The sequence below is a fragment of the uncultured Campylobacter sp. genome (genome assembly GCF_937980635.1).
In the GTDB taxonomy this organism is placed as follows: domain Bacteria; phylum Campylobacterota; class Campylobacteria; order Campylobacterales; family Campylobacteraceae; genus Campylobacter_B.
Genome location: NZ_CALJPG010000017.1, coordinates 1 through 14,473, shown reverse-complemented (window position 1 = coordinate 14,473; position 14,473 = coordinate 1). Strand labels below are relative to the sequence as shown.

The window sequence follows — 14,473 nt, the reverse complement described above, 5'->3', positions numbered from 1 at the left end:
GGTGCGAAACAGAATTGTAATTATACAAGAGCGATGCTTAAAGGGGGCTGAATAATTAGTAGAAAAATGAGGAGTTCTTAAACAAAGAAAAATTCACAAAAAAGGTAAAATTTTAAAGAAACGCCAAATGGAAAAGCGAGGAAATTTAAAAATAATCAAACCCGGTGTAGCTTCTACATACAAAATTCTACTCTTAAAATTCCCTCACATTTTAAAATTTCTGCGAAATTTCTAAAATTCTAATACGCCATCAGCTTCGCGCCGAATGCACCGCGCACCAAACTCTCGCTTTTATTTGCTAGCTTATCTATCATCTTCTCATACGCCGAGGGCTCCTGCCAGATCGGATCTGCTACGCCGCTAGCCTTTATAAGCGCGCTTTTAGCGTCCTCCAAAGAGCCCACCTCGTCGATGAGCCCGACACCTTTGGCGCCGCTAGCCAAAAATACTCGCGCATTCGCCCACGTATCGCGCTTTCTAAGATCCAGCGAGCGCGCCTGCGCCACCTCGCGCGTGAATAGTTCATAGCTCTCGTCCACCAGAGCCTGTAGGCTCGCACGCTCCGCGTCGCTCCATTTTCGCATCATCGTGCCCGCTTCTTTGAGCTCGCCTGCTTTGACGATCTGTTCTGAAAGCCCCAATTTAGCGGCTGCTTCGCTCACGTCTAAACCCTGCATGATCACGCCTATGGAGCCGATGAAGCTGCCCGGATTTGCGTAAATTTTACTCGCCCACACGCCGCCTAGGTAGCTGCCGCTCGCCATCGTGCCCTTGGCGTAGGCGACGACCGGCTTGCGCGAGTTTAGAGACTTGATGGCCAGCGAAATTTCTACGCTCGGGCTTAGCGCGCCGCCCGGGCTGTCGATCAGCAGAAGCACTCCTTTGATCGTCTCGTCGTTTTTCAGAGTTTCGATCTTTTCTAAAATTTCGCTGTCGTCCATTATCGCGCCGCTTAATGAAAGCTGAGCGAGATTCGCACCCCTTTGTTGCGCGCTTTCGCCGCCTGCGAAAATCAAAAACAAAATAAGCAGAAAAATCAAGGATTTAAAGTATTTATTGATAAACCCGAGCACGGCGCCGATCGGCGCAAAGATATTCTTTAGAAATTGCATTTCATTCCTTCGATAAAAAGTGATTTTGCGTTTTTGCTCTGCAAAATGAGCTGTAGCGCCAGCTGGCTCTGCTCGCACTCAATGCCTTCAAAAACGGCGATGTCAGCGAGCTTGTCCGCTTTCAGTTCGCCTAAATTTAATCCAAGCGCGGCTGCCGCATTTCTCGTCGCGCCTAAAAGTAACGCCCGCGCCAGATCCGTTAGGCTCAGCTCGTCGTGCATCATTAAATTTGCACGCAGCTCGTCTAAAAAGCTTAGGCTAAAATTCGAGCTAAGCCCGTCGGTAGCGATGTTGTAATTAAGTCCGCTTGCGAGCAGCTTTTTAAAGCTTAGCCGCTTTTTGCTAAGCAGGCGGTTGGAGCGCGCGCAGTGCGTGATCGAGTGGAGCTTCGGATCAAAGATGCTAAAATCATCCACCCAAACGCAATGCGTAAAAAGCGTGCGAAGCCCGCTAAAATGCGCTACGAAGCTCTGCGGCGAGTAAAAAGGCGCGGGCGCGGGATTAAATTTAGCAAGCCAGGCTTTAAATTTGCCGCGACCGGTGCGCAACCACTGCCGCTCGTAAGCACTCTCCATAAAATGCGTGCTTATAGCAAGTCCGTTTTCTCGGGCAAACTTCGTCGCAAACTCCGTAATCTGCGGGTGCGCCGAGTACGGCGAGTGCACCGACACGGCGGGGATAAAAAGCGAGCTTGCGAGCGCCTTTGAGCGCTCAAAACGCTGCTTAAATTTCAAAATATTCTCCGCCGCAGCATCCTTGCTCGCGCCTAAAATTTCATTAAAAAATACAGTTCTAATGCCGCTTTGCGCGCAAGCTTCAGCCTCGCCGCCGAAGCTTGAAATTTCACCGATCGTACCCACGCCGCTTCGCATCATCGCGGCGATCTGCTCCGCGATTAGCCGTCCGCGCGCCGCGGCGTCCAGCTGCTGCCTTGAGGCGATGACGCTGCCTAGCCAGTCCAAAAAATCGCCGTAACGCAGCGTGCCTTTGTTCGCGCTAAATTCCAAATGCACGTGCGGATTTATAAACGCAGGCATCGCTATGTCGCCGCTAAAGTCCAAAATTTCGGCTTGCGGGTATTTGCGCGCCGCGCTTGCAAAGGTGCAGACCTCGATTATCTTTTTATCAAAGACGATCGCGCCATCTTTTAAAATTTTAAAATTCTCATCGCAAACAAGAACCCACTTCGCCCTTAAAATTCTCATCGTTTTCCTTATCTAAAACAGCGCGTGATTTTAGCATAAAATTCTATTTCGCGCTAAATTTAGAGATAAAATTTTATCGCTTGGACTTGAGCGGACAAATTTGGCGCCATAGTAAAAAATAAGCTCGCTTTGGTTATAATTTTTGCTTAAATTTCAAAACAAGGACGTAAAAATGAAAATTATGGTGATTCAAGGACCGAATATCAATATGCTTGGTATGCGCGAGCCCGCTATTTACGGGGTTATGAAGATGGAGGACATCCATAAACAGATGAAGGCGGTCGCCGATCAGAGCGGCAACGAGATCGAGTTTTTCCAGAGCAATTTCGAAGGCGAGATCGTCGATAAGATCCAAGAGTGTTTCGGCACTTGCGACGGCATCATCATCAATCCCGCTGCCTACACGCACACTTCGCTCGCTATCCGCGATGCGCTCGCCGCAGTCAGCCTACCCGTGATCGAAGTGCATATCTCAAACATCGCCCGCAGAGAGGAGCTTAGACAAAAAAGTCTAATAGCACCCGTAACGGCGGGTCAGATCATCGGCTTCGGTCCCGTGGGATACCATCTAGCGATGATCGGAATGATTCAAATTTTTGAGCAGATCAAAGCTGCCAGAGCCGAACAGAAAGCCAAATAAGTTTGGGATTAAATTTGAAAAATTTTATCCTAAAGGACGAAAACGCCGTTTATCACGAGTGCGGATACAGCTGCGACAACGCGATATTTTTGAGCCTCGCGGGGCGCAAATTTTTCCTTACCGATGCGCGTTATAACATCGAGGCGCGTGAGCTTTGCCGCAATACTGAAGTTATCGAGGTCGAGCGAAATTTGATAAAAGACGCGCGGCTGTTTTTGCGAAAAATGGGCGTTTGCGAGCTTGTTTATAACCCGTACGATTTTAGCGCGGGCGAGTGGGAAGCTCTGAGCAAAGGGCTTGGGATAAGATTTAAGGCGCGAGCGAATTTTTCGCAAATTTCGCGCATAATTAAAACCGAAGGCGAGATAAAAATTTTAAAACGCGCGGCGCAGCTGGGTGCGGAAAGATTTGACGAATTTGCCGCGTTCGTGCGCGCCGAGGGCGAAGGCATTAGCGAAGAGGAGCTGTTTTTTAACGCCGAGCTCATCTTTAAGAAAAAGGGCGAGCTCGCGCTTAGCTTTTCGCCTATCGTCGCGATCAACGAAAACGCCGCCAAGGCGCACGCTCTGCCCGGTAAAAAGCGTTTGCGGCACGGCGATTTGCTCCTGCTTGACGCGGGGGTTAAATTTAACCGTTACTGCTCGGATAGGACGCGCACGGCGTGCTTTGATGAAAATTTTAACTTCGGCAAGGAGCAAAATTTTAAAAACGCCAAACGGCAAGAAATTTACGAGATCGTAAAAGAGGCGCAAGCTCTGGCAATCGCGGCGGTTATGCCTGGCAAAAAGGCGTGCGAGATCGATGCGGCGGCTAGGGATTTTATCGCCGCTCAGGGCTTTGGCGAAGCGTTTTTTCACAGCACTGGACACGGCGTCGGAGTCGATATCCACGAGCTTCCGTTCATCTCAAAGCGCGGAGATACCGTGCTAAAAGAGGGTATGGTCTTTAGCGTGGAGCCTGGGATTTACTTACCCGGCGAGTTTGGCGTGCGCATCGAGGATGTCGTGGTCGTGCGCGAAAACAGGGCTGAAATTTTATGAGAGTAGCTCGGGTGAACATGCGACTTAAGAAAAACGGATTTTACGAGTGCACGGACGCGCTGTGCGTCGTAAAAAGCGCCGTTTTCCCGATTAGGCGCCGCGAGCGCGGAAATTTTAAAAATTTATACCTACTTGGACTCGGCGGGAATTTAGGAGATGTCAGGCGACACTTCGAGCGATTTTATCGCGTTTTGCAAAGCGATGCGCGCTTTTTCGTAGCGCAAAATTCCTTGATCTTAAAAAACAAGCCGTTCGGCTTTTTAGATCAGCCCGATTTTTTAAACGCCGTAATGCTCGTGCAAAGCTCTCTGCCGCCGCTTACATTGCTTAAAATTATGCAGCGCGCAGAGCTACGATTTGGACGCAAAAGAAGCTTCAAAAACGCGCCGCGCACGCTGGACGTGGATATTTTATACGCAAGCGCAAAGGTGCGTGCCTGCGAAAGGCTCGCGCTGCCGCATCCGGGTGTTTGCGAGCGCATAAGCGTGATTTTGCCGCTTGGAGAGATGAAATTTAAAAGAGGACTGATATGCAAACTAAAATCGTAAATTTTTTAAGCGCCAAGGGCGGAGTCGGCAAGAGCGTGATTGCAGCAAATTTCGCCGAAATTCTAAGCGAGCAGGGCTACCGCACGGCGATCATAGAAGCGCCGAATTTAAACAATCAAGAGATCATCTTAAACGCTTTGCAAAGAAAGAGGATTTCGCTGCCAAGCGCTGTCGCGGTAAAAATTTCTCAAAATTTAACTCTCGTCTCGCCAGCACTTGCTTCACAAAATCCCGTGCCTTCACAAAATTCTACAAATAGCACGAATTCTATGGCGCAAAATTCTATCAAGAACGCAAGCTCTAGCGCGGACGATTACGTCATGCAAAATTCTATAGGTAGCGCGCAAGACTCGCAAGACGACGAAAGTAGCGGCTCGCACAATTACGCGCAAAAGCTCACGAGCTCTGATGGCAAAAACAACTCAGAAAATTCCGCCGCTTCAAATTCAATAGCAAACGCTGCAAAAAATTCTACGAATTGTGTAGCCAAAAAGCCGCAGAATTGCGAAGATGGATGGAATTTTACAGAATCAGAAAGCCTAGAGAATTTTAAAAGCGATGATTTCACCAAGCAAAATTCAATCCCTGATGAGAATTCTCAAAATTCCGCGAGTAAAGATGAAATGAAAAATTCCGCCCGCTCATCAAATCCCGAAAAAGCCGGAAATTCCGCAAACGCAAAAGCTCACGAAAGCCCCGCTCGCTTCGCAAGCGAGCTGAAAGAGGCGGGAATCTTCGATTTTATTTTGATCGATGCGGGGCTTGAGTATCTTGGAGATTTTTTGAGCATCGGCGACGAAAATATCGTGCTGTGCGCGAACGAACCCTGCTCGATCAGCAACACCTACGCGCTTTTAAAGACGCTTGGGGCGAGCAAAAAAGAGGTTTTGTTTTTGCTAAATTTCACCGCGAGCGAGGATGATGCCGTGATGATTTACGAAAATCTAAAGTCGGTCGCGCACCGCAATATAAGCGAGCTGGGCTTTAAACTGCTAGGCTTTGTGCCGTTTTGCAAACAAGTAGCCGTCTGCTCACAAAATCGCGCGCTTTTTAACTCGCACTATCCGTTTTCGCCCGCTACCATCGCGCTTAGACAGAGCGTCTCGCGATTTTTAAGTAAACAGGGCTGCGAGCCGATCGATATGAGCGCTTACCGCGGCGTCGGCGGATTCTTACGAAAACTTAGCAACCTAGTATGATTTACAACGAGATTTTAAATCACGTAAATTCTGCCTTTTTAAACGGAATTTTAAAAATTTAATGGTATTCTTAAAACTAAAATTTTAAATAATATACATAAAAGATAAATTAATTATGCAGTTAAAAGAAATTTTAAAAGACATCAAAATTGCCCGCGACAATCTCAAAAACGTGGGCAAAAGCGCCACGATCTTCGGCTCGGCGCGCTTTAGCGAGGATAATCGCTACGTAAAAGACGCGCAAAAACTTTGCGAGGGGCTCGCCGATTTAGGATACTCGATCATCACTGGAGGTGGTGGTGGCATTATGCAAGGCGCCAACCGAGGCGCATTTGCGAGAGCGAGGACGCACAGCGTGGGCTTTAACATCATGCTGCCGTTTGAGCAAAAAAGCAACGGCTTTTTGACGCAGGGCGCGAAATTTTCGGCATTTGCACCGCGCAAAGGCGCTCTCATCGAAAACAGCGAAATTTTCGTCATCTTTCCGGGCGGCTTTGGTACGCTGGATGAATTTTTTGAAATTTTAGTGCTGGTGCAGACGGGCTTTAAGCGCGCACATATCTATCTTTACGACGAGGAATTCTACGCGCCTTTGATGGAGTTTTTCCGCACTTCGCTGCTAAAATCTGGAGCGATAAACGAAAGTGATCTGCAAAATTTCAAGCTCTGCGACAGCGTGGATGAAATTTTAACGGATGTGCGAACGGGAGAGAACGAATGAAAATTTTAGTCGCGATGAGCGGCGGCGTGGATAGCTCGATGTGCGCGAAGCTGCTGCAGGACGCGGGGCACGAGGTGCAGGGCTGCTATATGAAGCTGCACGCAAAGCCCGGCTATCATGAGGCAAACATCGCTAAAGTCCGCAAAGTAGGCGAGTTTTTGGGTATAAAAATCCACATTTTGGATCTGCAGGATGATTTTAATCGCGATGTTTACGAGCCCTTCGTGCAGGCTTATATAGGCGGTCTTACGCCGAATCCCTGCGCGCTGTGTAACCGCCGCATAAAACTCGGCAAGCTTTTGGAATTCGCGCGCGAGCAGGGCTTTGAGCGTCTAGCTACCGGGCATTACGTCCGCATCGAGGACGGGCTTTTAAAAGCCGCCGCAGATCTTAGCAAAGATCAGAGCTATTTTTTAGCAAACATCAATCCTGCCGCGCTTGAGTTTATGCTCTTTCCGCTTGGAGGGATGTATAAAAAGGACGTCAAAGAGGCTGCGCGCGCCTATGAGGAGCTTTCGCAGATCGCTTCTGCGAGCGAAAGCAGCGAGATCTGCTTTGTGGACACCACCTACATTGATGTTTTGAACCGTCATACGGGCACCAAAATGCCCGGCATCGTGCGCGATCGCGCGGGCAACGCCATCGGCACTCACGAGGGCTATATGCACTACACGATCGGCAAGCGCCGCGGTTTTACGGTGCACGGCGCGCATGAGCCGCACTTCGTACTAAGCATAGACCCGAGCAAAAACGAGATCGTCGTAGGCGGCAAGGAGGAGCTGGCGACCTACGAGTTCGACACCGAAAATTTTAACGCCTTTTTAAGCAGGGATGAAATTTTAAATATGGCGGGTCTCGGCGTTAAGATCCGCTACCGCAGCGCCAAACTTCCCGTTAAAATTTCGCCGCGCGAGGATGGCGGGGTGCATGCCGTGCTGTCCGTACCCGCAGCGGGCATTGCTCCGGCACAGCTCGCGGTTTTTTACGACGAACGAGACCGCGTAGTGGCAAGCGGATTTATAAAATAGCGCTTTATTTTGCTTTACTTAAAGCTCGCGGGTCTGTAAAACGGCGTTTTGATCGCGCCGTTTGATATGCACTCACTCTGTTAAATTTCATATCAAAAAAGGAATTTACGCTTTTGAATCCAAGCCGTTAAATTTTATCTCGTAAGTTTGAGCATGCAAATTTTATACGTGCAATTTTGCGATTGAACCTTTTAAATTTACTCTCTGTCGCCGCGTCGCCCACACTGCTAGCCAAATTTTAGGAAAGCTGCGGTGCTAAAATAAAATTTACGGCGACGCCTTATCAAAGCGCGCCGCGACGCAAAGATCGCGATCGATACAAAATATTTCGCGAGCTGCCTCGGTGCGGTGAAATAAATTTTATACGACCGCCCTAAAGCGATTTGTGATGAAATTCTAAGCTCGCGCCAAAGCCCGCAGTACCGCATAAATTTCATAAATTTATGCGGAAATAAAGGCAAATTTTAAAACTTAGCGACGCGCTCTACGTCCAAATCGCAGCTAAAATCAAAAATCGAAGTGACCCGATCTGCATTAAATCGTCGTCTGTGCTCAAATCGCGGCTAAAATTCTACCCGCGTCTTTACCTCAAAAAGCAGCTCGCCGTCGACCGCTTCAAGCCCGCCGCTCTTTATCATCTCGCGAATTTTACTCGTGCCAAGGCTGCTTTTTTGAAGCAAAATTTCAACCAAATCTAGATCCCTGATCTCATAAATGCACCGATCTATCAGCTGCGAAGAGCCCAGATCGTCGAAGTAGAAAAATCGCCCGCCGTTTGAATAGATCCAGCCGTATAGCCCGCCGTGCACGCCGCCTACCTTGCGCCACTCGTGCGGCAGATCGAGCGCGAAAAGCCCGCTTTTGCGAGCAACCATCCTACGACTGCTGCGGCCGCCGCCCCAAACTTCGGCGCCTTCTAAAAAATATATCCGCTCGCCGCTTTGAAATACGCTACCGCTAAGCGCGTGAACTTCGCCCGCAAAGGGATTGTCTGCCGCGCGCTTTTGCTTTCCGTCGTTCTCGTCGAAATAATAGATGCCGACGGGGGAGGCAAAAAGCAGATGGTTTGAGTGCGCGAGCTGCCTATTTAGCGGAGTATAGGGCGCGGCGGCGGGGTCAAATTTTAAATCGTTCGCAAAAACATCGCCGCTTTTCGCATCCCACAAAAAATAATCCAACCACTGCCTCAAAAGTTCGTAATGCCCGCCGTTATCCCGCGCGTCAAGGCGGAGGTTTTTAAAATACACGTTCGCGCCGTCCGCGGCATAAACGTCGCCCGCCCTGCCGTCGCTTCCCTCTATCCGGCGCAGGCTCGCAGCATCGGCGCCCGGCAAAACCTCTCCCTTATAAAACGCGCGCGAGCCCTGCGCAGCGTAATACACGCCCGCGATTTGGCGCAGATCCGTAGCGTCGATTCGCTTAAATTTATAAACGTAGCTTTGCGGTTTGGGTGCATCCCAAAAAATATGCGCCAAGGTTTCATAAGTAAGCTTAAGCGCCCCCAACGCGTCGTTTGGCACCGCCTCGCCGTCGCAAAAGTAGCTAACTTGCCCGTCGCTTACGTATCCGAACGCTACGGCTTTCGTGCGCGCGGGCTCTAGCTCGCTCATCGCGATATTTCCGCAATATACGGCGTTTTTATCCGCCGCGATATTGGAGCGGTAGCCGGAGCCGAAATCCAAAACCCGAAAGCTCGCCGCGTCCGCGTCCGGTATCGCAAAATAGCCCGCGCCCACCACGAGGGCATAAATTTCGCCATCTTTTTTATAAAAATCGCTGTATTTGATCTGCTCTTGCGGCGAGTAGTCGTCGCCGGATTTTACAACCGCAAACAGAGAGAGCGCGCTAAAAGCCGCGAACGTAAACGTTATACCAAGCGCGATCTTGCGCCGCAGTCGCATGCCTCTAGGCCCGTCTCGCACCGGTTTATGATCTGCTTCTGCCTCGCGCACCCTAGCTTTGCGCTTCTTTTGCGCGCGCTCGTCCTTTAGCTCTTGCGTAAAATCCTCATACATCTTTTGCCTCAAATTTAATCTCGCCGCAGATTGCGCGGCACTTGAAATTGTACAAAAGCGCGGCTAAATTTATGAAATTTAACGCTACGGACAAATTCTGATTCAACTCTTTGCAGCGCTAATTTATTTTACGAATACCACAAAATCTCTGGCAAATTTTAATTCAAAGCGCTTCGTAGCCGCACGGAATCGGCGCCGTAACGCTTGCAAACACAAAATCCTCATCGCCCGTATTTTTCATACCGTGGCACTCTCCGTTTTTGGAAATGATTAGATCGCCCGCACAGATCGGCACCTCCTCGCCCTTGCTCGGATAAAACACGCCGCGTCCGCTTAAGCAGATCCACACGTCATCGCCGTCTGGGTGGATATGAGGCGCTACGACCTGGCCGCGTTTGACGATCCAAACCGCGCCGCAAGTGGCCTCCGTAGTAAAAAATGTCGTTTTTACGGCTCGCTCGTCGCTACAAATAGCATCTTTTATATGAAAAATTCTTTGCATTTTCTCTCCTTTAAGTTCACCGCATCCGGTGCTGTTTCGGCGGAATTTTAGCATTCTTTTCGTGCAGCGAAAGTGAAATTTCAAGCGCCAAACTCGCAACGCAACCTTAAATAAAAATTCTAAATTCTCATTTTGCTATGCGATTTTTATGCAGGATTGAAGATCGCATCTGAAAGTAATAATATGCATAAGCAGGGTATTTGCGGATAGAATTTCGGCTTTAATTTAAGACGAAATTTTAAAAATTCTTATAAATTTAAAACCGGCCTACGAGATAAATTTATTAAATTTGATATGAGCTTTGCTTGCGCGCTTTTGCCACCCAGCTTAAAGCCCAATCGTATCTTTTATCAAAAACCTCGCGTGGCGCAGACTTTACGGCAAGCGCCAAGTCGGTTTATAAAACTAAATCGGCTTATAAATAGATTTTGCCTCTGGCTTGTTTTAGCAGATACGCATTTTTGCACCTCGAATTTTTGCACATTTTACGATAATGTTTTTATAGCGCGTAACATACTGATCACGAGCCGAGCGGGAGTTCAAAGAGATAGTGCTAGAATTTTGCGCCATCTCTTAAATTTCAAAACTATTTTATCTTGCTTGGATCCAGTGCGATCTCGTCGTTTTTGATCACGCCGATCCCCTTATTTAGCACGTTTTGCGCGATATGTTTGGCTTCTGCTAGCGAGTGCATCGCGAAAGTGCCGCATTGAAATTTATTCAGCTCAGGGATCTCTGCTTGAGAGCCCACGCCCAAAATATCCTTCATACTCGCGCTCCACGCCGCCGCGACGGCGCTCTCGCTAGGTGCGCCGATCACGCTCATATAAAAGCCCGTGCGGCACCCCATCGGCGAGATGTCTATGATCTCGACATCCGCGCTATTTAGGTGCTCACGCATGAAGCCCGCGAAAAGATGCTCCAGCGTGTGGGTGCCGCGCTCGCTCATGATCTCTAAATTCGGACGGCAAAACCGCAGATCATAGACGCTAATTTTGTCGCCGCTTTTGGTGCGCATGCTCTTTGCGAGCCGCACGCCAGGGGCATTCATGCGGGTATGATCAACCTTGAAACTATCTAACAATGGCATATTTTCTCCTTAAATTTAGATCACGGCGATTTTAACATAAAATTTCGCACTTTTAGGCGCACAGACGAAATTTTAGCTACAATTGCGTTTATTTTAAGGAGAATTGATGCCCTATATAAACGTCAAAATCACCAAAGAGCGCGGCGGCTTAAGTCGTGAGCAAAAAGCAAAGCTCGTAAAAGACCTAACCGATGCCCTGGTAGCCGTGCTGGGCAGGGGCGAGAAAACCACCGTCGTTACGATAGACGAAATATCCACTGACGACTACGCGATTGGCGGGCGGCTAGTAAGCGAAATCAGAGAGCGGCGGAGCTAAGCTCGCGCGTCAAGCTAAATTTGAAAAGCCAAATTTTAGAATTTTAAAATTTTCATGCGAAATTCTACGCGGCAGGCTCCGCTTCCAAGGGAATAAAATTTGCGATAATCCCCGCTTGCAAAATGAAATTTTACGCTAAATTCTATGCTGCAAAATTCCAAAAAACCAACCGAGCGAAAATTTTAAAGCGGATCTAATGGTGAAATTCTTTGAAAAATAGACAAGATAGAATTTATGCAAGTTTTAAAAATTTTACCAGATAAAATTTAATCCTCGCAAAGTTTAAAATTTCGTAAAAATAAATAGACGATTTATTAGCGAACTAGCGTTCCCAAATTAGCTTTTTGCCGAAAGTTAAAGTATTATCGGTCATTTTCATCCAATCGATTCTAATCGTAAAAAAATCAGTCTCCATTGCGCGCGCAAACGGGAAGCGCTTAAGATATAGCGAGGTTTCGCGCTCATCCGCGCTACGGATATGGCCGCAAATCTGCACGCCTTTGATCCTACCTACAAATTTCGTATCCAGTGCGACCGTAGCCGCAACTCCGCGGTTGGCAAAGACTGCTTTGATATGCTCGGAGTCGCTCGCGCTTGCGATGATGAGCTCCTTATTTTGCGGATCGTAGGCATAAAATGCACTGCAGCAATATGGCAGATTATTGCGCAAAACTCCGAGAGATAGGAGTTTCATCCTGCCTAAAAACTCGTCGAATTTATCCTGAGCGGCACACATTTTAAGCCTCCTTTTTGCTAAATTATACAATGATTTTCTTTTATTAGCTATAATCGCGAGCCAAAATTAGGAGAATTTTTATGGAAAATTATAAAAAAGTAAAAGAGATGTTTTTGATGCAGCAATCCCTCAACGACGAAACAAATGGCGTGGGCTGGGAGGACGGCTATACAAAAAACGGCAAACTTATCAACTGGAAGCGCTGCATTTATATGGAATGCGCAGAGCTCATCGATAGCTTTGCGTGGAAGCATTGGAAAAATATCTCTGCAGCGCCGGACGTGAATAATATCGTCATCGAGATCGTTGATATTTGGCACTTCGTGATGAGTTATATTTTAGAGCAATATTACGGCAACAAAGACATCGACCACATCGTAAGCGACGTCACGGCAGTAAGTGGATTTGCGGAGTTTAGCTCCTACGCCTACGACGTGCGCGAATACAGCATCTATGAGATCGTAAACGACATCGAGCTAGTAATCCACGAAACAAGCGGCTTTGAGCTGCAAATCGGTGAGCTACTGACCGATTTTTTTCGCGTCGCGATTAAATGCGGAGTGAGCTTGGACATACTTTTTGCCAAATATATTGGCAAAAACGTGCTGAATAAATTCCGCCAAAATAACGGCTACAAAGAAGGCGGCTACCGCAAAATCTGGGGAGACCTTGAAGATAACGAGGTGCTAATCGAGGTGCTATCAAAAGGCGCAGTAAGCGCAAACGAAATTTACGAGCAATTGCAAAAGATCTACGACGCGACGAAGTGAAGTCTGGATTTGCTTGCGAAATTTATCTTTAAAATTTTAAAATTTCACCTACAAAATTTCGGCAGGCAAATTTTAAAAAAGGGCTTTGGTTTGGAATTCTGCAGTTTTGTGCCTGAAATTTACGCAATGCTAGCTTATTTATAAGTAGTAAAATTCCGCGTAGTAAGCAAATAAATATTTGCAACAGGTAAAAACCAAGCTAGGATGCGGTCTCCCTTTACGCACTATAAATGAGCAAATTAAACGCGGGTGGGCGAGCGATCAAAGCATAAATTTCGTATTATAAGGCGAGATGAGCCGGCTAAAGTAAGCGAATGAGCCAAGCGAGCGGATTAATGAGGCGCGATTTCGTGCGGCAGTCAAATTACTCAGCTCAAATTCCGTCGCAAAAGTCGCTAAAATAACGCAAATAGGAGCATATATGGGTAGAATTTTTAATTTGGCAAAGCAGGATTTTTTTACGCGCAAGTTCATTCTGCTCTCGCTACTACCACTTGTGTGCTCGCTTATAATCTTAGGCACGCTCGCATTTTTCGGCGGCAAAGAGCTTTTTGACGCACTTTCGCAGGGCGCGCAAAGCGGCGATTTTAGCTTCTTGGACGAGCAGCGCTTCCCGGTAATTGCAAAAATTCTAAGCTTCGCTGCTACGAAGTGGATTATCGGCGCGATTTTTTCGGTGTTTGCCAGCTTTGCGGTGCTGATGCTTAGCGTGTTTTGCGCGCTTATCATCGCGGCCTTTCTGACGCCCGCAGTCACTAAAGAGATCAACGCGCGCCACTACCATCTAAGCCGCGCGGATGAAGCGAGCACGGCGCGAGTGCTAAAGCTGATGAGCGTTGAAATTTTAAAATTTTTAGCGATCTTATTTATCTGTTCGGTGCTTTTGTTCGTACCGGTAATAAATTTATTCATAATCAACGTGCCGTTTTTTTATATCTATTACAAGCTGGTTCTAATCGACGTCGCTTCAAACGCGTTAAGCGCGAAAAGCTTCGAGCGCTCTTATAAAATGGGTGGAGGATATAAATTTGCCCTAAGCGCTTTTATTTTTTACCTGCTGTGTTTGATCCCGCTGGTAGGATTATTTTTCCAGCTATTTTTCATCATCTTTTTGACGCACGTAGTGCTGATAGACGAAAGCGCCCGCAATAAAAATCGCTAAAGATTAACTAAAATCAATGAAAAATTTTGAAATTTTCATAAAATAGTGCAAAATTTTTTAAGAAAGGATTTCTATGAAATCAGGCGATATTTACATTTGCAATATTTGTTCGCTAAAAAGCAGCGACGATGAAAATGCGGTCTTTATCAAGGCGCATAAAAACGGCGAGACGGTACATATCTGCACATCCTGCATGCCTAGCGTCATCCACGGCTCAGGCATGGTCGTAAAAAGTAACTCCGAGATCGAAGAAGAGCTTCAAGACGCTGCAAACTAGCTGCTAGCACCACTTGCTGCGGCGCGTTTTAATTTGCTTGTAAATCTGCGCGCCGCGAAATTCTAAAATTCTAAAATTCTAAAATTCTAAAATTCTAAAATTCTAAAATTCT

The 14,473-nt window shown here is 47.4% G+C and carries 16 protein-coding genes; 10 read left to right on the top strand and 6 right to left on the bottom strand.

What is annotated here, in order from left to right; all coding sequences use genetic code 11:
* Window positions 1-239: 239 nt before the first annotated feature.
* Both sppA and Q0460_RS03605 read right to left on the bottom strand, forming a co-directional pair.
* A complete protein-coding gene (gene sppA / locus Q0460_RS03610; RefSeq protein WP_299084991.1) occupies window positions 240-1,112 on the bottom strand; it encodes a signal peptide peptidase SppA in 873 nt (290 codons plus the stop codon).
* Window positions 1,100-2,317, bottom strand: a complete 1,218-nt coding sequence (locus Q0460_RS03605) for a metal-dependent hydrolase (RefSeq protein ID WP_299084988.1) — start codon at window positions 2,315-2,317, stop codon at window positions 1,100-1,102. Before Q0460_RS03605 ends, sppA begins: the two co-directional genes overlap by 13 nt.
* Before the next feature lie 172 nt (window positions 2,318-2,489).
* Here Q0460_RS03605 and aroQ point away from each other — a divergent pair, with 172 nt between their 5' ends.
* The 6 genes from aroQ (at window position 2,490) to mnmA (ending at window position 7,493) form a co-directional block, all read left to right on the top strand.
* A complete protein-coding gene (gene aroQ, locus Q0460_RS03600) occupies window positions 2,490-2,957 on the top strand; it encodes a type II 3-dehydroquinate dehydratase (protein ID WP_005869936.1) in 468 nt (155 codons plus the stop codon).
* A 14-nt stretch (window positions 2,958-2,971) separates the two neighbouring features.
* Window positions 2,972-3,997, top strand: a complete 1,026-nt coding sequence (locus Q0460_RS03595) for a M24 family metallopeptidase (RefSeq protein ID WP_299084985.1) — start codon at window positions 2,972-2,974, stop codon at window positions 3,995-3,997.
* Complete coding sequence (gene folK / locus Q0460_RS03590) at window positions 3,994-4,545, top strand: 2-amino-4-hydroxy-6-hydroxymethyldihydropteridine diphosphokinase (RefSeq protein WP_299084982.1); 552 nt, start codon at window positions 3,994-3,996, stop codon at window positions 4,543-4,545. Before Q0460_RS03595 ends, folK begins: the two co-directional genes overlap by 4 nt.
* A complete protein-coding gene (locus Q0460_RS03585) occupies window positions 4,527-5,744 on the top strand; it encodes a P-loop NTPase (protein ID WP_299084979.1) in 1,218 nt (405 codons plus the stop codon). The genes folK and Q0460_RS03585 overlap by 19 nt, the downstream gene beginning before the upstream one ends.
* A gap of 115 nt (window positions 5,745-5,859) precedes the next feature.
* Window positions 5,860-6,465: a TIGR00730 family Rossman fold protein gene (locus tag Q0460_RS03580; protein WP_299084976.1), complete on the top strand. Its 606-nt coding sequence runs from the start codon at window positions 5,860-5,862 to the stop codon at window positions 6,463-6,465.
* Window positions 6,462-7,493: a tRNA 2-thiouridine(34) synthase MnmA gene (mnmA, locus tag Q0460_RS03575; protein ID WP_299084975.1), complete on the top strand. Its 1,032-nt coding sequence runs from the start codon at window positions 6,462-6,464 to the stop codon at window positions 7,491-7,493. The genes Q0460_RS03580 and mnmA overlap by 4 nt, the downstream gene beginning before the upstream one ends.
* A 563-nt stretch (window positions 7,494-8,056) precedes the next feature.
* On the opposite strand, the gene Q0460_RS03570 is transcribed toward mnmA, so the two are convergent.
* From Q0460_RS03570 to luxS, 3 genes are all read right to left on the bottom strand, one after another.
* A complete protein-coding gene (locus Q0460_RS03570; protein WP_299084972.1) occupies window positions 8,057-9,508 on the bottom strand; it encodes a DKNYY domain-containing protein in 1,452 nt (483 codons plus the stop codon).
* Window positions 9,509-9,671: 163 nt separating this feature from the next.
* Window positions 9,672-10,010, bottom strand: coding sequence for a cupin domain-containing protein (locus tag Q0460_RS03565; RefSeq protein WP_299084967.1), 339 nt, complete (start codon window positions 10,008-10,010; stop codon window positions 9,672-9,674).
* 586 nt (window positions 10,011-10,596) lie between these two features.
* On the bottom strand, window positions 10,597-11,100 hold the full coding sequence (gene luxS, locus Q0460_RS03560; RefSeq protein WP_299084964.1) for an S-ribosylhomocysteine lyase: 504 nt from the start codon (window positions 11,098-11,100) through the stop codon (window positions 10,597-10,599).
* Between the two features lie 106 nt (window positions 11,101-11,206).
* On the opposite strand from luxS, the gene Q0460_RS03555 reads away from it, so the two are divergent.
* Window positions 11,207-11,416: a 4-oxalocrotonate tautomerase family protein gene (locus tag Q0460_RS03555; RefSeq protein WP_299084961.1), complete on the top strand. Its 210-nt coding sequence runs from the start codon at window positions 11,207-11,209 to the stop codon at window positions 11,414-11,416.
* A gap of 322 nt (window positions 11,417-11,738) precedes the next feature.
* Here Q0460_RS03555 and Q0460_RS03550 read toward each other — a convergent pair whose 3' ends face one another.
* A complete protein-coding gene (locus Q0460_RS03550) occupies window positions 11,739-12,152 on the bottom strand; it encodes a hypothetical protein (protein ID WP_177386822.1) in 414 nt (137 codons plus the stop codon).
* Between the two features lie 80 nt (window positions 12,153-12,232).
* Between Q0460_RS03550 and Q0460_RS03545 the strand changes: the two genes are divergently transcribed.
* From Q0460_RS03545 to Q0460_RS03535, 3 genes are all read left to right on the top strand, one after another.
* Window positions 12,233-12,922, top strand: a complete 690-nt coding sequence (locus Q0460_RS03545) for a dUTP diphosphatase (protein ID WP_299084959.1) — start codon at window positions 12,233-12,235, stop codon at window positions 12,920-12,922.
* 421 nt (window positions 12,923-13,343) lie between these two features.
* Window positions 13,344-14,084 (top strand): EI24 domain-containing protein, encoded by a 741-nt coding sequence (locus tag Q0460_RS03540; protein WP_299084957.1) that lies wholly within the window; start codon window positions 13,344-13,346, stop codon window positions 14,082-14,084.
* 73 nt (window positions 14,085-14,157) lie between these two features.
* Window positions 14,158-14,361, top strand: coding sequence for a hypothetical protein (locus tag Q0460_RS03535; RefSeq protein ID WP_005869903.1), 204 nt, complete (start codon window positions 14,158-14,160; stop codon window positions 14,359-14,361).
* Window positions 14,362-14,473 lie beyond the last annotated feature (112 nt).